17 protein-coding genes are annotated in these 23304 nt (G+C 72.5%); 8 read left to right on the forward strand and 9 right to left on the reverse strand.

The features are described from left to right. The first annotated feature begins 132 nt into the window (after positions 1-132). Positions 133-3174 carry an FxSxx-COOH system tetratricopeptide repeat protein gene (gene fxsT, locus ACFY32_RS11660; protein WP_390674003.1) on the forward strand — a complete coding sequence of 1014 codons (3042 nt, stop codon included), beginning with the start codon at positions 133-135 and terminating at the stop codon, positions 3172-3174. Between the two features lie 88 nt (positions 3175-3262). Here fxsT and ACFY32_RS11665 read toward each other — a convergent pair whose 3' ends face one another. The 4 genes from ACFY32_RS11665 to ACFY32_RS11680 form a co-directional block, all read right to left on the reverse strand. After that, on the reverse strand, positions 3263-7099 hold the full coding sequence (locus ACFY32_RS11665; protein ID WP_390674004.1) for a multifunctional oxoglutarate decarboxylase/oxoglutarate dehydrogenase thiamine pyrophosphate-binding subunit/dihydrolipoyllysine-residue succinyltransferase subunit: 3837 nt from the start codon (positions 7097-7099) through the stop codon (positions 3263-3265). A 281-nt stretch (positions 7100-7380) separates the two neighbouring features. After that, positions 7381-8490, reverse strand: coding sequence for an ATP-binding protein (locus tag ACFY32_RS11670; RefSeq protein ID WP_359196119.1), 1110 nt, complete (start codon positions 8488-8490; stop codon positions 7381-7383). Further along, complete coding sequence (locus tag ACFY32_RS11675) at positions 8487-9227, reverse strand: response regulator transcription factor (RefSeq protein ID WP_190206698.1); 741 nt, start codon at positions 9225-9227, stop codon at positions 8487-8489. Before ACFY32_RS11675 ends, ACFY32_RS11670 begins: the two co-directional genes overlap by 4 nt. A gap of 113 nt (positions 9228-9340) precedes the next feature. Then, entirely contained in the window at positions 9341-10027 is a 687-nt protein-coding gene (locus tag ACFY32_RS11680; protein WP_359196123.1) for a spermidine synthase, read from the reverse strand. Positions 10028-10210: 183 nt separating this feature from the next. On the opposite strand from ACFY32_RS11680, the gene lon reads away from it, so the two are divergent. After that, positions 10211-12637 (forward strand): endopeptidase La, encoded by a 2427-nt coding sequence (gene lon / locus ACFY32_RS11685; RefSeq protein WP_359196126.1) that lies wholly within the window; start codon positions 10211-10213, stop codon positions 12635-12637. Between the two features lie 73 nt (positions 12638-12710). On the opposite strand, the gene ACFY32_RS11690 is transcribed toward lon, so the two are convergent. Beyond that, positions 12711-13529, reverse strand: a complete 819-nt coding sequence (locus ACFY32_RS11690) for a lysozyme (RefSeq protein WP_359196129.1) — start codon at positions 13527-13529, stop codon at positions 12711-12713. 237 nt (positions 13530-13766) lie between these two features. On the opposite strand from ACFY32_RS11690, the gene ACFY32_RS11695 reads away from it, so the two are divergent. Further along, on the forward strand, positions 13767-14267 hold the full coding sequence (locus ACFY32_RS11695; protein ID WP_390674005.1) for a MarR family winged helix-turn-helix transcriptional regulator: 501 nt from the start codon (positions 13767-13769) through the stop codon (positions 14265-14267). A 10-nt stretch (positions 14268-14277) separates the two neighbouring features. Here the strand turns inward: ACFY32_RS11695 and ACFY32_RS11700 are convergent, their stop codons facing one another. Next, positions 14278-15063, reverse strand: coding sequence for a protein phosphatase 2C domain-containing protein (locus ACFY32_RS11700; protein ID WP_359196135.1), 786 nt, complete (start codon positions 15061-15063; stop codon positions 14278-14280). Positions 15064-15468: 405 nt separating this feature from the next. Here ACFY32_RS11700 and ACFY32_RS11705 point away from each other — a divergent pair, with 405 nt between their 5' ends. Genes ACFY32_RS11705 through ACFY32_RS11725 form a run of 5 tightly spaced genes read left to right on the forward strand, consistent with a single transcriptional unit; the run spans position 15469 to position 21073 of the window. After that, a complete protein-coding gene (locus ACFY32_RS11705; protein ID WP_390674006.1) occupies positions 15469-18240 on the forward strand; it encodes a nitrate- and nitrite sensing domain-containing protein in 2772 nt (923 codons plus the stop codon). Next, positions 18237-18743, forward strand: a complete 507-nt coding sequence (locus ACFY32_RS11710) for a roadblock/LC7 domain-containing protein (protein WP_359196141.1) — start codon at positions 18237-18239, stop codon at positions 18741-18743. The genes ACFY32_RS11705 and ACFY32_RS11710 overlap by 4 nt, the downstream gene beginning before the upstream one ends. Beyond that, positions 18740-19174, forward strand: a complete 435-nt coding sequence (locus tag ACFY32_RS11715) for a DUF742 domain-containing protein (protein WP_390674007.1) — start codon at positions 18740-18742, stop codon at positions 19172-19174. The genes ACFY32_RS11710 and ACFY32_RS11715 overlap by 4 nt, the downstream gene beginning before the upstream one ends. Next, positions 19155-19793 (forward strand): ATP/GTP-binding protein, encoded by a 639-nt coding sequence (locus tag ACFY32_RS11720; protein WP_359196147.1) that lies wholly within the window; start codon positions 19155-19157, stop codon positions 19791-19793. Before ACFY32_RS11715 ends, ACFY32_RS11720 begins: the two co-directional genes overlap by 20 nt. 17 nt (positions 19794-19810) lie before the next feature. Beyond that, entirely contained in the window at positions 19811-21073 is a 1263-nt protein-coding gene (locus ACFY32_RS11725; protein ID WP_390674008.1) for a styrene monooxygenase/indole monooxygenase family protein, read from the forward strand. On the opposite strand, the gene ACFY32_RS11730 is transcribed toward ACFY32_RS11725, so the two are convergent. The 3 genes from ACFY32_RS11730 to ACFY32_RS11740 form a co-directional block, all read right to left on the reverse strand. Continuing rightward, positions 21037-22203 carry a C40 family peptidase gene (locus ACFY32_RS11730; RefSeq protein WP_390674009.1) on the reverse strand — a complete coding sequence of 389 codons (1167 nt, stop codon included), beginning with the start codon at positions 22201-22203 and terminating at the stop codon, positions 21037-21039. The genes ACFY32_RS11725 and ACFY32_RS11730 overlap by 37 nt on opposite strands. Positions 22204-22306: 103 nt before the next feature. Then, complete coding sequence (locus ACFY32_RS11735; RefSeq protein WP_359196156.1) at positions 22307-22618, reverse strand: hypothetical protein; 312 nt, start codon at positions 22616-22618, stop codon at positions 22307-22309. Between the two features lie 10 nt (positions 22619-22628). Continuing rightward, positions 22629-23282: a TetR/AcrR family transcriptional regulator gene (locus ACFY32_RS11740; protein WP_359196159.1), complete on the reverse strand. Its 654-nt coding sequence runs from the start codon at positions 23280-23282 to the stop codon at positions 22629-22631. Between the last annotated feature and the right edge of the window lie 22 nt (positions 23283-23304).

Below are 23304 nucleotides of genomic sequence, written 5' to 3' on the forward strand. Positions count from 1 at the left end.
GGATGCCTGCGCGGACCGCCCGGGTGCGGAAAGATCGTCGCGCCGAGGTGTGTGCCCGTCGGTCGACGTACTTACGCGTGACGCGCCGAGGTCCTAGGATTTCGTGGTACTACGCGCGCTGGAGGCCGCTGCATGTCTGGAGCTCGTAAGCCGGTCGGGCCGACCGAGAGGGGGGCCGGGAGGCAGACGGTCACGATCCACTTCGCCGGCTTCAACCGGGCGTGGGCGGCCTGGATCGGGGACCGCCTGGAACGGCGCGGACAGCGGGTGGTCTACCTGCGCTGGGAGTCGCCCGCCGACGTCCCCCTGGTGGACCTGCTGCGCGACCTCAAGCTCGCCGAGGGCCGCATCCTCATCGTCGTCAGCGACTGGTACTTCCAGCTCGGCCCGCGCACCCACGAGGAGTGGAACGAGGCGCTGCGCGAGGTCGTCGCCCCCGACCCGGCCCGCTTCGCCGCCGTCTCCGTCACCACGGCCACCATCCCCTCGGCCGCCGCCGTCCTGGCCCCGGTCGCCCTGACCAACATGGGCGCCGAGGAGGCCGAACGACGGCTCCTGGACCGCCTCGACCTGCCCGCCGACCCCCTGCCCGAACCCCCCGCCGCCGTCCGCCGCGGCCCGCGCTTCCCGGCCTCCATGCCGGACGTCTGGGGCTCCGTACCCCGCCGCAACACCCGCTTCACCGGCCGCGAGGACCTCTTCAACGAGGCGTACAACCTGCTGCTGAACTCGGAGCCCGGGGCGGGCGTGCTGACCTTCCACGGCATGTCCGGCGTCGGCAAGACGCAACTGGCGGCGGAGTACGCGCACCGCTTCGGCTCCGAGTACGACGTGGTGTGGTGGGTCAACGCCGAGGGCCGCGCCACCTACCGGCGCCAACTCGCCGAGCTGGCACCCAAACTGGGCCTCCAGACCGGCCAGGAGTACGGCGAACGGCTGCGCGCGGTACGGGACTCGCTGCGCCGCGGCGAACCGTACTCGCGCTGGCTGCTGATCCTGGACGGCGCCGACGAGCCGGAGCAGCTCTGGGACATGGTGCCCAGCGGCCCCGGGCACGTGCTCATCACCTCCCGCAACCCGGAGTGGGGCGAGCACAACAGCCAACTGCTGGAGGTCCAGGTCTACGCCCGCGACGAGTCGGTGGCCTTCATCCGACGCCGCGCCCCCCGGCTGACCGAGGCCGAGGCCGACCAGCTCGCCCAGGCCCTGGAGGACCTGCCGCTGCTGCTGGACCAGACGGCCGGCTGGCTGAACGACTCGGACATGTCGGTCCGGCAGTACATCCGCCTGCTGGAGGACGGCGTCGACGGCGACGTGGTCAAGGTGTCCGCGGACTTCCCGCTGGCCTTCCAGACCGCCTGGTCGATACTGCTGAACAAGCTCCGCGAGACCGTCCCCGAGTCCGTCGACCTGCTGCGGCTGTGCACCTTCTTCGCCCCGGGCTTCATCCCGGTACGGCTGCTGCGCGAGATGCCCGGCGACGAACTGCCCGAGCAACTGGCCCGGCTGTTCAACGACCCGCTGCTGTGGAACCGGGCGATCAACCAGCTCCGTACCTACTCCGTGGTGCGCCTGGAGTCGCACGAGAGCGCCGGTGACGAGACGGTGTCCGCCGGCGAGTCGCTCTACCTGCACCGGATGGTCCACCAGATCGTCCACAACGACATGCCCGGCGCCGACCGCGAGGAGTTCATCGACGTCGTCCGCCGGGCACTGGCCGCCGCCGACCCGCGCCGGCCCACCGACTCCGACCTGTGGCCCGCCTACGCCGAGGTCACCCCGCACCTGAAGTACGCCGACATCCTGCGGAGCCGCGAGCCGCAGGTGCAGCGCCTGGTCTTCAACTGCCTGCGCTACATGTACTTCTCCGGCGAGTACCGCTCCGGCATCAAGCTCGCCGAGCGCGCCCTGTCCGCCTGGCGCGCGCTGCTCGGCGGGACCCATCAGCGGATCTGGGAACTCACGTACCACTACACCAACCTGCTGCGGGCCGGCGGCGACTACATCCGCAGCGAGGCGCTCAGCCGCGAAGCCGTCGACCACCTGCGCGAGGAGCGCGGGGCACAGGACCTGGAACACCTGCGCGCCGCCGCCGGACTCGCCGGTGACCTGCGCGGCCTGGGCCGCTACGACGAGGCGCTGGAGCTGTCCCAGTGGGTCCTGGCGGCCTACCGCGAACTCCTCGGCGAACAGGACTCCCGCACCCTCAACGCGCAGAACAACGTGGCCGTGTCGCTGCGGCTGCTCGGCTGGTACCGGGAGGCCCTCGACGTCGACAAGCAGACCATGGAGGCGCGCCGCCAGTTCCTGCGCGCCCGCCACCCGTTCACCATCAACTCCGAGATCTACTACGCCAACGACCTGCGGCTGCTGGGCCGGTACGCCGAGGCCGAGTCGATCCAGCGCAAGAACGTGCACGAGGCCCGGATCGCGCTGGGCCGGGACAACCCGTACACCCTGCGGGCCGAGTACAACCTCGCCCTGTGCCGGTACCGCATGGGCGACCGCGACCGGCGCCGGGACAGCGGCGACGGCCCCCAGGAGCCGGGGGCACTGCTCGCCAGTGTCCTGGAGCGCGGGGAGCGGGTGCTCGGCGAGACCCACCCGAACACCCTGATGTTCGCCACCGGCCAGAGCTGCTACGCCCGGGAGCACGGCGACATCGACCAGGCCCGGGAGCTGAGCGAGGCCGTCGTCGCCCGGTACGAGGTGATGCTCGCCGAGGGGCACCCCTTCATCGCCGGCGCCCGCGCCAACCAGGCGCTGATTCTGCGCAACGTCGGCGAACGGGAGCAGAGCCACGTCCTGGTCGAACAGGCGCTGGCGGAGATGACCCGGGCCGTGGGCGAGAGCCACCCCTGGACCATCGGCTGCGCCCTGAACGCCTCCGCGCTGCGCAACCTCATGGGCGACGTCGAGGGCGCGGCCGAACTGAGCGGGCAGACCGTCGTCCGCGCCACCGACTGGCTCGGCCGGACCCACCCCCTCACCCTGTCCACGCGGATCGCCCACGCGGCCGACCTGCGGGGGCTGCGGGACCGGCGGCAGGCCGAGAAGGTCGAGCAGGAGGCGCTGTCCGACCTCGACGCCACCCTCGGCGCCAAGCACTCGCACACCCTCTCCGCCCGCGCCCGCAACCGCCCGTACTGGGACTTCGAGCCGCAGCACACGTGACGGGCCGGTCCCGCCCGGTACAGCGAAGGGCCCGGCCCCGGGGAACCCCCCGGGGCCGGGCCCTTCCGTGTCACGGCCGGTCAGCGGGTCATGCCTCGAAGACCTCGCGGACCAACTGCTCCTGCTCGGCCTGGTGCCGCTTCGCGGAGCCGACCGCCGGGGAGGAGCCGTGCGGGCGCGAGATGCGGCGCAGGCGCTCGCCGTGCGGGACGTCGGCGCCGACCGCCAGGTCCAGGTGGTCGATCAGGTTGAGGGCGATGAACGGCCAGGCGCCCTGGTTCGCCGGCTCTTCCTGGGCCCACAGGTACTTCTCGGCGTTCGGGTACTTGGCGATCTCCGCCTGCAGCTCCGCACCCGGCAGCGGGTACAGGCGCTCGATGCGGATGATGGCCGTGTCCGTGAGGCCCCGCTTCTTCCGCTCGGCGTCGAGGTCGTAGTAGACCTTGCCGGCGCAGAAGACGACCTTCTTGACGGCGGCCGCGTCGACCGAGTCGTCGCCGATGACCGGGCGGAACTGGCCGGTGGTGAACTCCTCCGCCTTCGACGCCGCCGCCTTCAGGCGGAGCATCGACTTCGGGGTGAAGACGACCAGCGGCTTGTGGTGCGGGTTGTGCACCTGCCACCGCAGGAGGTGGAAGTAGTTCGCCGGCGAGGTCGGCATCGCGACCGTCATGTTGTTCTGCGCGCAGAGCTGGAGGAACCGCTCCGGGCGGGCCGAGGAGTGGTCCGGGCCCTGGCCCTCGTAGCCGTGCGGGAGGAGCAGGACCACACCGGAGGTCTGGTTCCACTTCTGCTCGGCCGAGGAGATGAACTCGTCCACGACCGTCTGGGCGCCGTTGACGAAGTCGCCGAACTGCGCCTCCCACATCACCAGCGCGTCCGGGCGGGCCAGCGAGTAGCCGTACTCGAAGCCCATCGCGGCGTACTCGGAGAGCAGCGAGTTGTAGACGTTGAGCCGCGCCTGCTCCTCGGAGAGGTACTGCAGCGGGGTGTACTCGTCGCCCGTGGTGCGGTCGATGATCACCGCGTGCCGCTGGCCGAAGGTGCCGCGCTGCGAGTCCTGGCCGGCCAGCCGCACCGGCACGTTCTCCAGCAGCAGCGAGCCGATGGCGAGGGTCTCGCCCATGCCCCAGTCGATGGTGCCGTCCTCGACCATCGCCGCCCGGCGCTGCAACTGGGGCAGCAGCCGCGGGTGGACGGTGATGTGGTCGGGGATGTTGACCTGGGACTCGGCGATCCGCTTGACGACCTCGCCGGTCACCGCGGTGTTCACGGCGACGGGGAACTCGGCCTGCGGGTCGGCGGGCGCCACGGCGGCCGGGCCCGAGGTGGCCTCGCGGACCTCGGTGAAGACCTTCTCCAACTGGCCCTGGTAGTCCTGCAGGGCCTGCTCGGCCTCCTCCAGGGTGATGTCGCCGCGACCGATGAGGGACTCGGTGTAGAGCTTGCGCACCGAGCGCTTCTTGTCGATCAGGTCGTACATCAGCGGCTGGGTGAAGGCCGGGTTGTCCGACTCGTTGTGACCGCGGCGGCGGTAGCAGATGAGGTCGATCACCACGTCCTTGTTGAACGCCTGGCGGAACTCGAAGGCGAGCCGCGCGACGCGGACCACGGCCTCCGGGTCGTCGCCGTTCACGTGGAAGATCGGGGCCTCGATCATGCGGGCCACGTCGGTGGCGTACATGGAGGAGCGCGAGGACTCGGGCGCCGCCGTGAAGCCGACCTGGTTGTTGATGACGATGTGCACCGTGCCGCCGGTGCGGTAGCCGCGCAACTGCGACATGTTCAGGGTCTCGGCCACCACGCCCTGGCCCGCGAAGGCCGCGTCGCCGTGGATCGCCACCGGCAGCACGGTGAAGTCCGTACCGCCCTTGTTGACGATGTCCTGCTTGGCGCGGGCGACGCCCTCCAGGACCGGGTCGACCGCCTCCAGGTGCGAGGGGTTGGCGACCAGCGTGACCTTGATCTGCTCGCCGTCCAGGCCGGTGAAGGTGCCCTCGGCGCCCAGGTGGTACTTCACGTCACCGGAGCCGTGCATCGACTTCGGGTCGAGGTTGCCCTCGAACTCGCGGAAGATCTGCGCGTACGACTTGCCGACGATGTTGGCGAGCACGTTCAGCCGGCCGCGGTGGGCCATGCCGACGACGACCTCGTCCAGGCGGGACTCGGCGGCCGAGTCCAGCACCGCGTCGAGCAGCGGGATGACGGACTCGCCGCCCTCCAGCGAGAACCGCTTCTGGCCGACGTACTTGGTCTGCAGGAAGGTCTCGAACGCCTCCGCCGCGTTCAGCCGGCGCAGGATGCGCAACTGCTCCTCGCGCTCCGGCTTGGAGTGCGAGCGCTCCACCCGGTCCTGAATCCACTTGCGCTGCTTGGGGTCCTGGATGTGCATGAACTCGATGCCGGTGGTGCGGCAGTACGAGTCGCGGAGCACGCCGAGGATGTCGCGGAGCTTCATCATCGACTTGCCGGCGAAGCCGCCGACGGCGAATTCGCGCTCCAGGTCCCACAGGGTGAGGCCGTGCTCGATGATGTCCAGGTCGGGGTGCTTGCGCTGGCGGTACTCCAGCGGGTCGGTGTCGGCCATGACGTGGCCGCGGACCCGGTAGGAGTGGATCAGCTCGAAGACCCGCGCGGCCTTGGTGACGTCGTCGTCGTGCGAGGCGTCGATGTCCTTGAGCCAGCGGACCGGCTCGTAGGGGATGCGCAGCGCCTCGAAGATCTCGTCGTAGAAGTCGTTCTCGCCGAGCAGCAGGTTGGCGACCTGGCGGAGGAACTCGCCGGACGCGGCGCCCTGGATGACGCGGTGGTCGTAGGTCGACGTCAGCGTCATGACCTTGGAGATGCCCAGCTTGTTCAGGGTGTCCTGGGAGGTGCCCTGGAACTCGGCCGGGTAGTCCATGGAGCCGACGCCCATGATGACCGACTGGCCGGGCATCAGCCGCGGCACGGAGTGGACGGTGCCGAGGCCGCCGGGGTTGGTCAGGGAGACCGTGACGCCGGTGAAGTCGGCCATCGTCAGCTTGTTCTCGCGGGCGCGGCGGACGATGTCCTCGTAGGCCTGCCAGAACTCGAAGAAGTTCAGCGTCTCGGCCTTCTTGATCGCCGCGACGACGAGCTGGCGGTCGCCGTTGGGCTTGACCAGGTCGATGGCGAGACCGAGGTTGACGTGGTCCGGCTTGACCAGGGTCGGCTTGCCGTCCTTGACCTGGAAGGACCAGTTCATCGACGGCATGGCCTTGATGGCCTGCACCATCGCGTACCCGATGAGGTGGGTGAAGGAGATCTTCCCGCCGCGGGCGCGCTTGAGGTGGTTGTTGATGACGATGCGGTTGTCGAACAGCAGCTTCACCGGGACGGCGCGCACGGACGTGGCGGTGGGCATCTCCAGCGAGGCGTCCATGTTCTTGGCGACCGCGGCGGCCGGGCCGCGCAGGGTGACCAGCTCGGGGCCCTCGGCGGAGCCCTGGGCCGGCTCGGCCTTCGGCTGCGGCTTCGCGGCGGCGGCCGGCTTGGCGGCGGCGGGCTTCGCCGCCGGGGCGGCGGGAGCGGCCTTGGCGGCGGGCTGCGCGGTCGGCTGGGCGGGCTGAGCCGGTGCCGGGGCGGGCTGCGCCGGGGCGGCCGGGGCCGGGGCCTGGGCGGGCGCCTCGGCGGCCTGGGGAGCGGGGGCGGGCCGAGCCGTGCTGGTGGTCTCCGCGGCCCCGGCGGCCGCGGCGCCCGACGGGGCCTGGGGGGCGGGCGCCCCCGGCTTGTAGTCGGCGAAGAAGTCCCACCAGGCTCGGTCCACCGAATTGGGGTCCTGGAGGTACTGCTGATAGATCTCGTCGACGAGCCACTCATTGGCACCGAAGGCCGCTGCGGGGTTCTTCCCCGCTTGGTCGGTGTCGGTCGAGATGCTCGAGTTACTGGGGGACTGTGGCGACACGGCGGCAACCGCCCTCTTCCGCTTCACAAGGTGATGGACAGCGGGAATTAAGGCTACGCCTCCAAGAGCGAGAAGGTCAGGCCGGGCCCGTTCATCGTCGCGTAAGTCACATCTCGGCGCGTGTTTCGCCGCTGGAAATGGCGGGAAACAAGCGGGGTTCCGGGTCGTCGGGGAAGGGGGCGGCCGGCCGCGGCGCCCCAGGGGCGCGGGCCTTGGCCCGGTCACACGTGTCCGCCAGCGCGGACTCCCGTGGATCTTGTGGTTCCGGTGCGCACTGTACGTCAACCGGTCGTTGATGACAGGCCCGGAAGAGTGACAAGGATGCGGCAGCCCCGCTCGGATTCGGCCACGCCGATCCGGCCACCGTGCAGGTCCACCGCCCAGCGGGCGATCGCCAGGCCCAGCCCGGTGCCGCCGTCGCTGCCGGGACCGTGCGGCCGGGTCACCGCGCCCCGGTTGAACCGCTCGAAGACCCGGTGCCACTCCGAGCGCGGTATGCCGGGCCCCTCGTCGATCACTTCCAGCTCCAGGGAGTCCGGCTCGTCCCCGCGCCGGGCCCGGACCGTCACCCGGCCGTGCGGGGGGCTGTGCTTGACCGCGTTGTCGATGAGGTTGGCGACCACCTGGTGGATGCGCTCGGGGTCGGCGTGCGCGGTCAGGTCGGTGGGGAAGACGTCCAGCGCCAGGTGCACGTCGGTGCGGGTGTGGCTGCCGGAGCCGGAGGCGATGCCCGCGCGGGCCGAGGCGACCATGTTGGCCTCCTTGAGCACCCCGGACAGGTACGGCCACACCTCGAAGCGCCGGGCGCGCAGCGGCACCACGCCGTTGTCCAGCCGGGAGAGGTCCAGCAGGGTCTCCACCAGCCGGCCGAGCCGCTCGGTCTGCCCGAGGGCGGTCCGCATGGTCTCGGGGTCGGCCTCGGTGACGCCGTCGACGATGTTCTCCAGCACCGCGCGCAGGCCCGCGATGGGGGTGCGCAGCTCGTGCGAGACGTTCGCCACCAGCTCCTTGCGCTGGCGGTCCTGGGCCTCCAGGTCGTCGGCCATCCGGTTGATGGTCTGGGCGAGGTCGCCCAGCTCGTCGCGGCGGTTCTCGCTGACCCGGCGGGTGTAGTCGCCGTGCGAGATGGACCGGGCCACGGCGTTCATCTCGTCCAGCGGGGCGGTCAGCGAGTGGGCCACGAACTGGGTGATCAGCAGCGTGGCGATCATCGAGAAGACCGTGATGAACCGCAGCTCGGTCTCGGTGCGCGCGGCGATGATCAGCAGGCCCGTGGTGATGAGCACCGAGATGACGACCAGGGCGCCCAGCTTGGTCTTGATCGAGAACGGGCGTACGCCGCCCCAGGGCTGCCCGGGGCTCCTCCGTGCGGCTTCCCGTCCGCCGCTCATGGCGTCGGCGTCTCCAGCGCGTAGCCCACGCCGTGCACGGTGCGGATGCGCTCGGCGCCGATCTTCCGCCGCAGCGCCTTGATGTGGCTGTCGACGGTGCGGGTGCCGGAGGCGTCCGCCCAGTCCCACACCTCCGCCAGCAACTGCTCGCGGGAGAGCACCGCACGCGGGGTGTTGGCCAGGCACACCAGCAGGTCGAACTCGGTGGGCGTGAGGTGGACGTCCTCGCTGCGCACCCGCACCCTGCGCTGCGCGTGGTCGATCTCCAGCTCGCCCAGGCGCAGGATGCCGCTGCGCGGGGTGGTGGCGGCCAGCGCGGCCCGCTCCACACGGCGCAGCAGCACGTGCACCCGCGCGGCCAGCTCGCGCATCGAGAACGGCTTGGTCATGTAGTCGTCGGCGCCGACGCCGAGCCCGACCAGCAGGTCCGTCTCGTCGTCGCGTGCGGTGAGCATCAGCACCGGCACCGGGCGCTGGGCCTGCACCCGGCGGCAGACCTCCAGGCCGTCGAAGCCGGGCAGCATGATGTCGAGGATCAGCAGGTCGGGCTGCCATGCCTCGGCCGTGTCGACGGCGGACGGACCGTCGCCCGCCGTTTGCACCAGGAATCCCTCGGCGCGCAGGCGGGTCGCGATGGCGTCCACGATCGTCTGGTCGTCCTCGACCACCAGCACCCGGCGCTGCGCGCCCGGGGCAGCCGTCGTCGTGCCGTTGTGGGAGGTGTGTGTCTGCTCCATCGCCCGCCCCTGAGGTGTGCTTTCCGGAATCCGTGGGGTGATCCCATGACTGCGATTGACGCTTGAATGATCGGCGTCAGAGCAGCAGCGTACGGGGAGTCACCGGGCCATCGCTATCCAGGCCGGACGCCGAGGTGCACGACGTCCGGAACGCCCCGGGCAACGGGGATCTCTTCGGTACGCACCTGCTGGAACCCGGCATTACACAAGGTTTCTTCGAATTCCGGCGAGGGTCGCGCGGACCATACGGCGAGCACCCCGCCGGGTCTCAACACCCGTGCGCAGCCCGCGAGTCCGGCCGGTGCGTAGAGGCTTTCGTTGCCCTCGGTGACGGTCCAGCCGGGGCCGTTGTCGATGTCCAGGCAGAGCGCGTCGAACGTGGCGGAAGTCTCATTGACGAAGTCGACGAGATCGGCTTCCACGATCTGTGTGCGGGGGTCGTCCAGCGCCCGGCGGGTCAGCGCGGCCAGCGGCCCGGCGCGGTGCCAGCCGATGACGGCGGGCTCGCGCTCGACCACCGTGATCCGTCCCCAGCGCGAATTCGCGGCCGCACGGGCGAGGGAGAAGCCGACGCCCAGACCGCCGATCAGGACGTGCGGGCCGGGGCGGACGGCGGGCGCCGGCAGCGCGGCGAGCGCCGCGTCGACGAGCCGGCGCTCGGAGCGGCCGTCGGAGGTGTCCATGAGGAAGCAGCCGTTGGCGATGATCTGGAGCAGCCCGCCGTGCCGGCGCAGCACGACCTCGCCGTAGGGGCCCTCGCGACGGTCCAGGACTTCGGGAACTTCGTAGCCGGCGGACATGCGCTCATCCTGGCAGCCGGCCGGCCGGCGGGTGGCGGAATCACGGGGGCCCGGTGACCGCTGAGGGAACGCGCGGTGCCGCCGGGACGCCTGATCGCCCAGAGCGAACGCGGGTGGGGGAACAATCGCCGCTCCCCGAGCATTGAGTCGGCATAACTCAACTTGACTGCCTAAGGGGAGATCATGGCTGCTGAGTCCACGCCGTTCACACCGCTCACCCTGCCCGTGCTGCCGCTCGACGACGAGGTCGTGCTGCCCGGGATGGTGGTCCCCCTCGACCTGAGCGACTCCGAGGTGCGGGCCGCGGTGGAGGCCGCCCAGGCTGCCGCCCGCAGCGAACCGGGCAAGCCGAAGGTCCTGCTGGTGCCGCGCATCGACGGCTCGTACCCGGGCACCGGCGTGCTCGGCACGGTCGAGCAGGTCGGCCGGCTGGCCGACGGCGACCCGGGGGCCCTGATCCGCGGCCGGGCCCGGGTGAGGATCGGCGCCGGGACCACCGGGCCGGGCGCGGCCCTGTGGGTCGAGGGCACCCGCGTCGACGAGAGCGTGCCCGACCCGCTGCCCGGTCACGTCGCCGAACTGGTGAAGGAGTACAAGGCGCTCGCCACCGCCTGGCTGAAGAAGCGCGGCGCCTGGCAGGTCGTGGACCGCGTGCAGGCCATCGACGACGTCTCCGCCCTCGCCGACAACTCCGGCTACTCGCCGTTCCTGACCACCGACCAGAAGGTCGAGCTGCTGGAGACCGCCGACCCGGTCGCCCGCCTGAAGCTCGCCGCCCAGCAGTTGCGCGACCACCTCGCCGAGCAGGACGTGGCCGAGACCATCGCCAAGGACGTCCAGGAGGGCGTCGACAAGCAGCAGCGGGAGTTCCTGCTCCGCCGCCAACTGGAGGCCGTCCGCAAGGAACTGCGCGAGCTGAACGGCGAGCAGGAGGGCGAGGAGTCCGACGACTACCGCGCCCGGGTGGAGGCCGCCGACCTGCCCGAGAAGGTCCGCGAGGCCGCGCTCAAGGAGGTCGACAAGCTGGAGCGGGCCAGCGACCAGTCCCCCGAGGGCTCCTGGATACGCACCTGGCTCGACACCGTCCTGGAACTGCCGTGGAACGAGCGGACCGAGGACCGCTACGACATCCAGGGCGCCAAGGCCGTCCTGGACGCCGAGCACGCGGGCCTGGAGGACGTGAAGGAGCGGATCACCGAGTACCTGGCCGTCCGCAAGCGCCGGGCCGAGCGCGGTCTGGGCGTGGTCGGCGGCCGGCGCGGCGGCGCGGTGCTCGCCCTGGTCGGCCCGCCCGGCGTCGGCAAGACCAGCCTCGGCGAGTCCGTCGCCCACGCCATGGGCCGCAAGTTCGTCCGGGTCGCCCTCGGCGGCGTCCGCGACGAGGCGGAGATCCGCGGCCACCGCCGTACGTACGTCGGCGCGCTGCCCGGCCGGATCGTCCGCGCGGTCAAGGAAGCCGGCTCGATGAACCCGGTCGTGCTGCTCGACGAGATCGACAAGGTCGGCTCGGACTTCCGCGGCGACCCCGCGGCGGCCCTGCTGGAGGTGCTGGACCCGGCCCAGAACCACACCTTCCGCGACCACTACCTGGAGGTCGAGCTGGACCTCTCCGACGTGGTCTTCCTCGCCACCGCCAACGTCCTGGAGGCCATCCCGGAGGCCCTGCTCGACCGCATGGAGCTGGTCCGCCTGGACGGCTACACCGAGGACGAGAAGGTCGTCATCGCCCGCGACCACCTGCTCCCGCGCCAACTGGAGCGGGCCGGCCTGGGCGAGGACGAGGTCGTCCTGGCGGAGGACGCGCTGCGCAAGCTGGCCGGCGAGTACACCCGCGAGGCCGGGGTGCGCACCCTGGAGCGGTCGATCGCCCGGCTGCTGCGCAAGGTGGCGGCCCGGCACGAACTGGGCGAGCGGGAGCTGCCGTTCACCGTGGGCGCCGACGACCTGCGGGACCTGATCGGCCGGCCGCACCACGTGCCGGAGTCCGCCCAGGACCCGGCTCAGCGGCGCACCTCGGTGCCGGGCGTGGCCACCGGCCTGGCGGTCACCGGAGCGGGCGGCGACGTGCTGTACGTCGAGGCGTCGCTGGCCGACCCGGAGACGGGCGGGGCGGGGCTGACCCTGACCGGTCAGCTCGGCGACGTGATGAAGGAGTCCGCGCAGATCGCGCTGAGCTTCCTGCGCTCGCACGGCGCCGAACTGGAACTTCCGGTCGCCGATCTGAAGGACCGGGGCGTGCACATCCACTTCCCGGCGGGCGCGGTCCCCAAGGACGGCCCGAGCGCCGGCATCACCATGACGACGGCGCTGGCCTCGCTGCTGTCGGGCCGGCTGGTGCGCACCGACGTGGCGATGACCGGTGAGGTGTCGCTGACCGGCCGGGTGCTGCCGATCGGCGGGGTGAAGCAGAAGCTGCTCGCGGCGCACCGGGCGGGCGTCACCACGGTGATCATCCCCAAGCGCAACGAGCCCGACCTGGACGACGTCCCGGCGGAGGTGCTGGACAAGCTCGACGTCCACACCGTCACCGACGTCCGCCAGGTCCTGGAACTGGCCCTCGCCCCCGCCACCAGCGGGGCGGCGCCGAAGGAGGTTCCGGTCGCGGCGTGACGGACGCGGCCGGACGAGAGCGAGGGCCCGGGTCCCGTGAGGGAGGTCCGGGCCCTCGCCGTACGCGAGCGGGTCAGCCGTTGGCGAGCGCCACGACCCGGTCCAGGGCGCCGTTGAACCGGTTGTGGTCACCGACGGTCGGTCCGGAGGAGGTGTACTGCCACATCGTGTAGTACGACCAGCCCGCGGGCAGCGTGCCCACCGTGGCGGCGTAGCGGGCGATCCACAGCGGGTTGGCGGTGGCGAAACCGCCGTAGTTGCCGGTGCACTCCGTCCACCAACTGGTGGCCGTGTAGATGACGGCGTCCCGGCCGGTGCGGGCCTTGTAGGTGGTCAGGAAGTCACGGACCCAGCTCACCATCTGGCTCTGGGTCTTGCCGTAGCAGGAGGCCCCGTACGGGTTCCACTCGATGTCGAGGGCGCCCGGCAGCGTCCGGCCGTCGCGGGACCAGGCTCCGCCGTGGTCGACGAAGTAGTTGGCCTGGGTGGCGCCGCTGGTGGTGTCCGGGGTCGCGAAGTGGTACGCGCCGCGGATCATGCCCACGTTGTACGAGCCGTTGTACTGCTGGGCGAAGTAGGGATTGGTGTAGTAGGTGCCCTCGGTGGCCTTCGCGTAGGCCCATCGGACCCCGCTGTTCCACAGGGTCGACCAGGCGACGTTGCCCTGGTGGCTGGAGACGTCGACGCCCTCGGTCTGGGTGGCGTCGCCGGGGACGGGCGTGCCCTGCCGCCCGTCGTGCTCTAGGACGCCCATGCCCATGTGGGCGGAGCCGCGGGCGGGGGTGTCGGCGGCCGACGACGGCCAGGTCAGCAGCAGGGAGAAGACGGCGAGCAGGGTCCCGACGGCGGCGAGCCGACGACGGGGGGCCGGTCCGGATCTGTGCACGGGCATCACGTGCCTCCGATGATCGGTGGTGCTCGGTGGGGGTGGGAGTGTGGGGGGTGGGAGTGGCGTGGGCATGCCAGGCAGACCCGGGTCCGACGCTACGCACGTAGACCGGCGGGTGGAAGGGGGACCGGAAGCTGCCGTTGGTCTAAGCCTGCGAAATACTGACGGAGCTGCGGCGATGGCGGTATCCGGCGGAAACTTTCAGGACCGGGAAACCGGGAGAACGAGGCAGGGGCTGACGTGCACGGAAGCGGAAACGGCGACGGGCGGCGAGGTGAATCGGCGGCGATGGCCACGAGCGGTCCGGAACAGCCCGAGTTCCTGGCACTGGAACGCGAGTTGACGGTACTGCTGCGCCGTGCTCGGGCCAACCAGGGCGAGATGGCGCGGGAGGTCCACCCGGACCTGGAGTCCTCCGCGTACGCGCTGCTGGTCCGGCTCGACGAGTGCGGCGGCCAGCGCGCCACCGAACTCGCCGGCTACATCGGCGTCGGCAAGGCCACCATGTCCCGCCAGTTGCGCGCCCTGGAGGAGCTGGGCCTGGTCGCCCGCGAGCCCGACCCCGCCGACGGCCGCGCCTGGCTGATCACCCTCACCGAGGAGGGCCACGAGCGGGTCCGCCGGGTGCGCGAGGCCCGCCGCGCCCGCTACGCCGGCCGGCTCGCCGACTGGAACCCCGGCGAGGTCGCCGAACTGGCCCGGCTGCTGCGCGAGCTGAACCGGGGCATGGAGCAGCGCTGACCCGGGGGCGCTACAGCTCCGCGTACACCACCGTCGCGTCGTCGTGGGTCTTGCTCCGGCCCAGGAACCGGCGGTCGGTGTCCGCGCGTTCCAGCTCCCGCACCCGGTCCACCAGCCACCGCGCCCCCTGCTTGCGCACGGCCCGCAGGCAGTCCGTCCAGTCGCCCTCACCGAACCGCTCCACCCACCGCGCCGCCCCGTCCGTGAGCGCCGCCAGCGCCCGCACCTCGCCGCGCGGCAGCACTCCCGTCACCGCCCGCGCCGCCACCCCCGGATCGGCCGCCGCCGTGAAGAACCCGCCCTCCCGGTTGCGCAGTTCCGCGTCGACCCGCGCCTCGGAGGCGAGCGCCCCCCGCGGCAGGCGCGCGAGCCGGTCGTCGAGGCGGGCCGTCACCGTCCCGTCGGGGGCCTCCAGCAGCAGCGCCGAGTCGGACAGCACCAGGTACTCCACCGCCTTTGGCGACCAGCGCGCCAGGACCACCGTCGCCTGCGGAGTACGGGGGTGAGAAAGGTCACAGGTGACGGCGTGTGCATCGGCGGTAGCCGCGATGGCACGGGAAAGGGCGTCGGCGAGGGGGACATCCGGGAGTGAAACGGTCAGTTCGGTCAGCGCCCCGCCGAGCCGCGCGGTGAACCAGGGCACCGAGTGCCGGCAGCCGGACGCGCCGCGCGGCGGAGTGACCCCGTCCAGCACGACGAGCACGCCACCCTGTCCGGAAGCCGGAAGGCCGACGCTCGCGAAGTCCTCGTTGGGCAGACCGGGGCCGCTGGGCTCCGAGACCAGTTCGGTACGCACCCGGTCAGTCTGCACCAGCCCTTCACGCCCTCCGCAAGACGTCGACAGACGACCCGGAACGGGCGCGGCGGTGCAGGTCAGCCGCCCAATTTGGGGTGGAATGCTGTACCCCGGGAACACGCGGCGGCAAATACTGCCACCGCCCCGCCGCGATCGTCCAACCGGCCCACCGCGCGGGCGGGCCGCGCCCGTCGGAGCGACTTGCCCACCAACTCCCCTCCGGGGTTCACTCCTTCGGGTGGTGGGTCAGGTGATGTACACCCGGTGCCAACGGGCACTGCAAGGGTCGGGAGCCGGTGGGGGCCCCGCCCCGCTCGAGCGCGGTCGACGGCTCGGGGGAGGGTGAACGCGCCGACCGGCCAGTTGACGGAGCGCCACCCGGGCCCACGGGTACACGAGTCAGGAATGCGAGCACCGGTGCAGAAGACGCGGCCTCGTCGCACAGGCAAGCAGACGGCCCCCGTCGGGGGGACGGAGCCGCCCCCCGGGACCGCCGCCCCGGCCCCCCCTGTCGGCAAGGGCCGTCCCACCCACGTACGGAACCGGCTGATCGTGGCCGTGGCGGTGGTCGCCGCCGCGATCGCCGCCGCCGGCGCCCCCTCGGTCGTCGGCGCGTCGGGCCGGCTCAGCGACTCCCAGGAGCTGGTGACGCTCGCCGAGCGGACCCAGGGCGCGCTCACCCTGGCCCACTCCCTGGCCGACGAGCGCGACGAGGTCACCCCGTACGCCGCCGCCGGGCGCCCTAAGTCCAAGGCGCCCTCCGAGCAGCGCGGCGCCCGGGTGGACCGGCAGGTCGAGGAGTTGCGCGCCGACCCCGACACGCCCGCCGCGCTCCGCGAGGACCTGGACGCGGTGGCCGCCCTGCGCCGGGCGGCGCTCACCGGCCGGACCAGCGCCCTTCAGACGCACCGGGCGTACTCCGCCGTCATCACCGAACTGCACGCCCTCGCCGAGGAACTGGCCGAGCGGATGCCGTCCCGGGCCGGCGCTGGCGGGTACGCGCTGGCCGAGCTGGACTCCGCCGTCCAGCAGGCCGCCGCCGCCCGGGGCCTGCTGCTGGCCGCCCTCGCCGTGCCGAGCAGCACCCGGACGGTCATCGACCCGGTCACCGGCCTGCCGACCGAGACCACCACCTCCTCGGACGCCGACGGCAAGCAGCGCGACGCCCTGGCCGCCGCCGCCCAGCAGGCCCGGGTCCGCTCCGACGCGGCCCTCGCCGACTTCCGCGAGAGCGCCCCCGAACAGGCCCGCGAGCGCTACGACTCCACGGTCACCGGACCCGAGGTCGACGCCGCCGAGAAGTACCTGGCCTCCCTCACCGACCAGCCGGCCCTCTCCGACGACGACCTCGCCACCAGCGCCAAGAAGCTGGAGGCCGCGCTCTCCGCCCGGGTCGACGCCATGCGCGGCGCCGAGTCCGCCCTCTACGACCGGCGCACCAAGGACCTCGCACAGGTCCGCGACGACGACGTCACCGCGCTGGAGATCCGCATCGCCCTGCTCGGCGCGCTGATGCTGCTGGCGGTCGGCGTCGCCACCGGCATGGCCCGCAGCCTCACCCGGCCGCTGTCGGCGCTGCGCCGGGGCACCGCCCGGCTCGCCGGGGCCGAGGACCCCACCACCGAGGAACCCGTCGCCTTCACCGGCCGCAACGACGAGTTCGCGCAGGCGGTCCGCTCCGTCAACGCCCTGCACGCGCACGCCGTCGCCCTCGCCGAGCGGGTCGCCACCCTGGAGTCCGACCGCAAGCACCTCGTCGGGCAGCGGCAGAAGATGGCCGACGCCCGCGAGGAGCTGCGCGCCGAACTCGCCGAGTCCGCCGCCCACCTGAAGCGGATGCGGCAGGCCGTGGACGGCACCTTCGTCAACCTCGCGCTGCGCACCCTCGCCCTGATCGAACGCCAGTTGGGCGTCATCGAGGGGCTGGAGGAGCGCGAGCAGGACCCTGAGCGGCTGGCCACCCTCTTCAAGCTCGACCACTTCGCCACGGTCATGCGCCGGCACAGCGAGAACCTCCTGGTCCTGGCGGGCACCGAGCACGTCCAGCACACCGCCGGACCGGTCCCGCTGGTCGACGTGGTGCGCGCCGCCGTCAGCGAGATCGAGCGCTACGAGCGGGTCCGCATCGCCGCGCTGCCGCCGCACGCGCACGTGGCCGGGTTCGCCGCCGACGACCTCTCCCACCTGCTGGCCGAACTGATGGAGAACGCCACCTCGTTCTCCCCGCCGGAGCACCCCGTCGAGGTCTCCGGCTGGCTGCTGGAGAACGGCGAGGTGATGCTCTCCGTCCAGGACGAGGGCATCGGCGTCCCCGGCGACAAGCTGGAACGGCTCAACGCCCGCCTCGCCGACTTCGACCCGGAGGCCGCCTACGACCAGGACGGCGAGGACGGCCTCGGACTCGGCCTGTACGTCGTCGCCCGCCTCGCCCACCGGCACGGCGCCCGGGTGCGTCTGCGCGAGCAGAAGCAGGGCGGGGTCGCCGCCGTCGTCGTGCTGCCGACCACCCTGCTCGCCGAGGCGCCGTCCGCCGCTCCCGCCCCGGCCGCCCCGGTCACCGAGGGCACCGGCGGCTTCTCCCTGCCGGGCGCCGACGCCGAGGCCAACTCCAACGTCCTGCACGGCCGCTCCGAGGGCGGCGACCCGTTGGTGCAGGCGGCGGAGCGGGCGGTACGGCGGTCGGCGGCCGGGAAGCGCGCCGAACCGGAGCAGGCCCCCGGAACGGCACCCGGCGAGCCCGCCGAAGCGGCCCCCGGGAAGCCCGCCGAGACGGTCTCCGAGACCACCATGGAACTGCTCGTCCCGGCCCCGGCGGCGGAACCGTCCCCCGACCCCGCCCCCGGCACGCCGGAGACCGGCACCCAGACCCAGACCCAGACCGAGACCGCCCACGACCGGGTCCCCGACGAACCGGAGGACCCCGTCACCGACAAGGGTCTGCCCAAGCGGACCCCCAAGATCAGCGCCCCCGCGTCGTCGCCGCTCCCGCGCGCCGGTTCCGTGGACGCCGAGGCGCTCCGCCGCCGCCTCGGCGGATTCCGCCGGGGCGCGGAGGCCGGCCGGCGCGACGTGGCGGCGGAGATCGCCGAGCACACCGCCGGGCACCGCGCGCCGGACGCCGGGGCGGGGACGACCGAAGAAGCCACGGGGGGCACTGTCGAGGAGGCAAGCAGTTGACCGCGCCCAGTACCTTCGGACTGAGCAGTGAGGCCCGCAACCTGCACTGGCTGCTGACCAACCTCGTCGAGGAGGTGCCCGGCATCCTCTCGGTCGCCGTCGTCTCCTCCGACGGACTGCTCCTGCTCTCCTCCGACCAGGAGAGCACCGACGCCGCCCGCCGCGCCCGGTCCGAGCGCCGCACCGGTCCGCGCGGCTCCGCCGCCGACCTCGCGACCATCGTCTCCGGCATCGGCAGCCTGACCATCGGCGCCGCCAAGCTGATGGCCTTCGGCGCCGTGAAGCACACCATGGTCGCCATGGAGGAGGGCAGCCTGTTCGTGATGTCGATCAGCGACGGCTCGCTGCTCGGCGTGCACGGCTCCGCCGACTGCGACATGAGCGTCGTGGCGTACCACATGGCGCTGTTCGTGGGCCGGGCCGGGCACGTGCTGACCCCGGAGCTCCGCAGCGAGCTGCGGAAATCCCTGGAGGAGTCCGAGTCGACGGGGAGCCCCCGATGAGCAGCGGTCCCGACACCAGCCGTAAGAACCTCCCCGTGCGCGGCGCCGACCGCAAGCCGGCCCGCGTGCGCCCCTACTCGCTCACCGGCGGCCGGACCCGCTTCGGCCACGTGCTGCTGGTGGAGACGTTCGTCGGCGCCACCGGCACGGCCGCGCTGGAGGCCGCCGAGGAGCGCAAGGAACTGACGAGCGCCCCGCTCTCCCGGGTCATGCCCGAGATGCGGGCCATCGTCGAACTGTGCCGCCGGATGCGTACGGTGGCCGAGATCGCCGCGCTGCTGAAGATGCCGCTCGGCGTGGTCCGCGTACTCCTGAGCGACCTCGCGGACCAGGGAAAGATCCGTGTATACGGCACCGGGACCGGCCACGGCACGGGCCGTCCGGACCGCGCTCTGCTGGAAAGGGTGCTGAGTGGACTCCGTCGTCTCTGACGCCGCCTTCGGCGTCTCCCCGCTCGTCGAGGCCGACGAGCCCCTGCAGCCCTGGCAGACGGACCCGGGCCGCGCACCGATCGCCACGAAGATCGTCGTGGCGGGCGGTTTCGGCGTGGGCAAGACCACGCTGGTCACGTCCGTCTCGGAGATCACGCCCCTGCAGACCGAGGCGCTGATGACCGAGGCGAGCGAGGAGACCGACGACCTCACCGCCACGCCGGAGAAGCTCACCACGACCGTGGCGATGGACTTCGGCCGCATCACGCTCGACGACGACCTGGTGCTCTACCTGTTCGGCACGCCGGGCCAGCAGCGGTTCTGGTTCATGTGGGACGACCTGGTGCGCGGCGCGATCGGCGCGGTCGTCATGGCCGACACCCGCCGGCTGAAGGACTGCTTCCCGGCGCTGGACTACTTCGAGAGCTGCGGACTGCCGTACGTCGTGGCGGTGAACCACTTCGACGGCAGCGAGCGGTTCGCACCGGAGGACGTGCGGGAGGCGTTGACGATCCCGCGGCACATACCTGTAATGATCATGGATGCGCGCCGCCGGATCTCGGTCATCGAGACCCTCCTGTCCCTCGTGGGCCACGCGCTGGACGAAACACCCGAGTAGAAGACGGAAACCCCCGCATGCGGAAGATACTCGTCGTCGGAGCCGGCCAGTCCGGCCTCCAGCTCGCCCTCGGCCTCCAGTCGCACGGCTACGAGGTCACCCTGATGTCCAACCGGACCGCGGACGAGATCCGCACGGGCCGGGTGATGTCGACGCAGTGCATGTTCCACACCGCCCTGGAGCACGAGCGGGACCTGAAGCTGAACTTCTGGGAGTCCCAGGCCCCGAAGATCGAGGGCCTCGGTGTCTCGGTCGCCGCGCCCGGCTCGCACGACCCGGGCCCCACCCAGCGCGCCATCGACTGGGTGGGCAAGCTGGACGGCTACGCCCAGTCCGTGGACCAGCGGGTGAAGATGGCCGGCTGGATGGAGACCTTCGCCCAGCGCGGCGGCCAGTTGGTCATCCACGGCGCCGCCGTCGGCGACCTGGACTACTTCTCCCGGGCGTACGACCTGGTCCTGGTCTCCGCGGGCAAGGGCGAACTGGTGCAGATGTTCGGCCGGGACGCCTCGCGGTCCCCGTACGGCGAGCCGCAGCGCGCCCTCGCCGTCGCCTATGTGCACGGCCTGGCCCCGCGCCCGGAGCACCCGGAGTTCGACGCGGTCCGCTGCAACCTGGTGCCGGGCGTCGGCGAGCTGTTCATCATGCCGACGTTCACCACCTCCGGCCGCGCCGACATCCTGTTCTGGGAGGGCATACCCGGCGGCCCGCTGGACGTCTTCAAGGACGTCAAGGACCCGGCCGAGCACCTCTCCCTGACCCTGGAACTCATGGAGAAGTTCGTCCCCTGGGAGTACGCGCGGGCCACCGAGGTCGAACTGACCGACGCCGGCGGCACCCTGGCCGGCCGCTACGCCCCCACCGTCCGCCACCCCATCGGCCGCCTCCCCGGCGGCGGCCTGGTGCTCGGCGTGGCCGACGTGGTGGTCGCCAACGACCCGATCACCGGCCAGGGCTCCAACTCGGCGTCCAAGTGCGCCGCCTCCTACCTCGCCTCGATCCTCGAACACGGCGACAAGCCGTTCGACGAGACCTGGATGCAGTCCGCCTTCGACCGCTACTGGGAGACCGCCCAGCACGTCGTCAAGTGGACCAACGCCATGCTGGCCCCGCCGCCGGAGCACGTCCTGAACCTGATCGGCGCCGCCGGTCAGCTCCAGCCGGTCGCCGACCGCTTCGCCAACGGCTTCAACGACCCGGCCGACTTCGAGAACTTCTTCTTCGACCCGAAGAAGTCCGAGGGTTACCTGATGGAGGTCTCCGGGGCGGCCGGCGCCTGAGCGCCCGGCGCGTACACCGAGGCGTACCCCTCGTCCGATCCGTCCGCCGTCCCCGCGGGCAGCCCCGGCGGCACGTAGTCCGGTACGGGCGGCGCCCCGGGGTCGGGCCGGACGGCACCGAGGACCGGGTTGGCCGCGATCGGCGACACCTTGACCTCGGCGCCCGGCCGCGGGGCCTGCACCACCATTCCGTCACCGAGGTACATCGCCACATGGGTGGCCTCGGGGAAGTAGACGACCAGGTCACCGGGGCGCAGTCGGTCCAGCGGCACCCGCTCCAGGCGCGCCCACTGCTCCTGGCTGGTCCGGGGGATCGGCGTCCCGGCCCCCGCCCACGCCCGGGAGGTCAGCCCCGAGCAGTCGTACGCCTCGGGGCCCTGCGCGCCCCACTCGTACGGCTTGCCGAGCTGGTCCACCGCGAAGCGCAGCGCCCGGTCGCCGGCGGCGGAGGGCCGGGCGGCGGCGGTGCCCAGCGCGCCGGAGGCCAGGAACCGGTCCTGGGCCTGCGCGGCGCCCTTCTCCTCGAACGCGGCCAGCGCCGACAGCTCCTGCGGGCCGAGCGAGGCGAGCAGCCCCTCGACCTCGCGTAGCCGCTCCCGCACCTCGTCGCGGGCCTCCTTGCGGCGCTCGGCCAGGGCGCGCTGCCGGTCGAGGGCGGTGCGGGCCTGCCGGGCCAGGGCATCGGCCTTCTTCGCGCTGCCGGCCAGCCTGCCCACCGTCCGCGCCCGGTCCCGCGCCAGCCGGCCGATCACATGGCCCTGGTCGAGGGCGTGCTGCGGATCGCGGGCCAGCAGCAGCCGTACGTAGGGGGAGAGGCCGGTGCTGCTCTGGTACTGCCGCCGGGCCAGTCGCCCGGCCTCGCCGCGGCTGTCGTGCAGCGAGAGCCGGGCGCGGGCCAGTGCGGCCTCCAGGCCCCGCACCCTGCGCCGCTGCTCGCGGAGCCGTTCCTCGGCGCCGTTGTAGACCTCGGTGGCCTTCTCGGCGTCCCGGTACAGGGTCTGAAGGTCCGTCAGCAGTTCGGCGACGGGGCGTCCGCCGGGCGCCGGTTCGGCCGAGGCGGGCACGGGTGCGAGGGCGGTCCCGGCCGCCACCGCCGCCGTACAGACCAGGCGCAGAAGCCTTCCTGACACGTCATCACCTCCGATGCGGGGCGGCGGGTCCGCTCCGCATCGCGAGCATCCGGCGCCCGCTCCCGGTGCGCGCGCCGAGTGTGCGCCGCCCGGCGCAACGGTGTCACCCGTCGGCGTCGTCCGGCTTGCCGCCCGGCGCGGCGTCCGGGTCCGCTCCCGGCTTCGACCAGGGCCAGCGGGGGCGGGTGCGGGGCACGCCCCCGGGGGCGTAGGCGTACTTCCAGCGGGCGAAGCCGGCCCGGCGGCCGGGGTCCCTCGGGACCCGGCGGTAGACCAGCACCGTCGGGGGGCCGCCGGCCGGGTCGGGCACGGGGATGCGGTAGGTCTTCGGCGGGTGCCCGGTCATCCCCACCAGCACGGGCAGCACCCGGCCGTCCATGGGGCCGCCCTCGAAGGGGGTCTCTTCGCGCTTCACGGCACCAGTGTCAGACATCCGCCGCGAGGAGGTGGAGCAGCGCCCCGGTCTGCGGGTCGCGCCGGGCGGTGACCTCCAGCGCGGCCGCGAACTGCTCCACCAGCCAGTCCCGCAGCTCCTCGGCGGGCGGCTGCTTCTCCTCGTCCAGCCAGATCAGCGAGGCCGCCTCCACCGCCGTTATCCACATCCGCACGGTCATCCGCAGCCGGGGTCCCGGCTCGTCGACGTCCAGGTGGCGCATGATGTGCTCGGCGGCGTCCCGCCGTACGCCGTCCACTATGGCCGACGCCCGGGAGGTCTCGGCGACGCTGCCGCCGCGCAGCAGGGCGCTGAAGCCGGTGTCGTGCTCGTCGACGAAGGTGAGGTAGCGGTCCAGGGCGCGGGCGAGCCGGCTGAGCGGGGAGCCCTGCCGGGGTTCGTCGAAGCAGTGCCGCAGCTCGTCGGCGGCCGAGCGCAGGGCCGCCTCGTAGAGCTGCTGCTTGCCGCCGGGGAAGTACCGGTACACCAGGGGCCGCGAGACCCCGGCCTGCTCGGCCACGTCGTCGAGGGACACCTCCTCGGGCGGCCGGTTGGCGAAGAGCGTGAGCGCCGCGTCCAGCAGTTGGCTGCGGCGCTCCTCGACGCTGAGCCGGCGGTAGGCGGGCGGGGGAACCTGCGGGGTCATGTCCCGCAGGGTAACCGGTGCG

Source organism: Streptomyces sp. NPDC000134 (assembly GCF_042899225.1).
Taxonomy (GTDB): domain Bacteria; phylum Actinomycetota; class Actinomycetes; order Streptomycetales; family Streptomycetaceae; genus Streptomyces.

Bases quoted from the DNA above. Each gene is read 5' to 3' on its own strand.
- fxsT (WP_390674003.1), top strand. From the start codon at position 133: ATGTCTGGAGCTCGTAAGCCGGTCGGGCCGACCGAGAGGGGGGCCGGG.
- ACFY32_RS11670 (WP_359196119.1), bottom strand. From the start codon at position 8,490: ATGAGCGGCGGACGGGAAGCCGCACGGAGGAGCCCCGGGCAGCCCTGG.
- ACFY32_RS11675 (WP_190206698.1), bottom strand. From the start codon at position 9,227: ATGGAGCAGACACACACCTCCCACAACGGCACGACGACGGCTGCCCCG.
- ACFY32_RS11680 (WP_359196123.1), bottom strand. From the start codon at position 10,027: ATGTCCGCCGGCTACGAAGTTCCCGAAGTCCTGGACCGTCGCGAGGGC.
- lon (WP_359196126.1), top strand. From the start codon at position 10,211: ATGGCTGCTGAGTCCACGCCGTTCACACCGCTCACCCTGCCCGTGCTG.
- ACFY32_RS11690 (WP_359196129.1), bottom strand. From the start codon at position 13,529: ATGCCCGTGCACAGATCCGGACCGGCCCCCCGTCGTCGGCTCGCCGCC.
- ACFY32_RS11705 (WP_390674006.1), top strand. From the start codon at position 15,469: ATGCGAGCACCGGTGCAGAAGACGCGGCCTCGTCGCACAGGCAAGCAG.
- ACFY32_RS11715 (WP_390674007.1), top strand. From the start codon at position 18,740: ATGAGCAGCGGTCCCGACACCAGCCGTAAGAACCTCCCCGTGCGCGGC.
- ACFY32_RS11725 (WP_390674008.1), top strand. From the start codon at position 19,811: ATGCGGAAGATACTCGTCGTCGGAGCCGGCCAGTCCGGCCTCCAGCTC.
- ACFY32_RS11740 (WP_359196159.1), bottom strand. From the start codon at position 23,282: ATGACCCCGCAGGTTCCCCCGCCCGCCTACCGCCGGCTCAGCGTCGAG.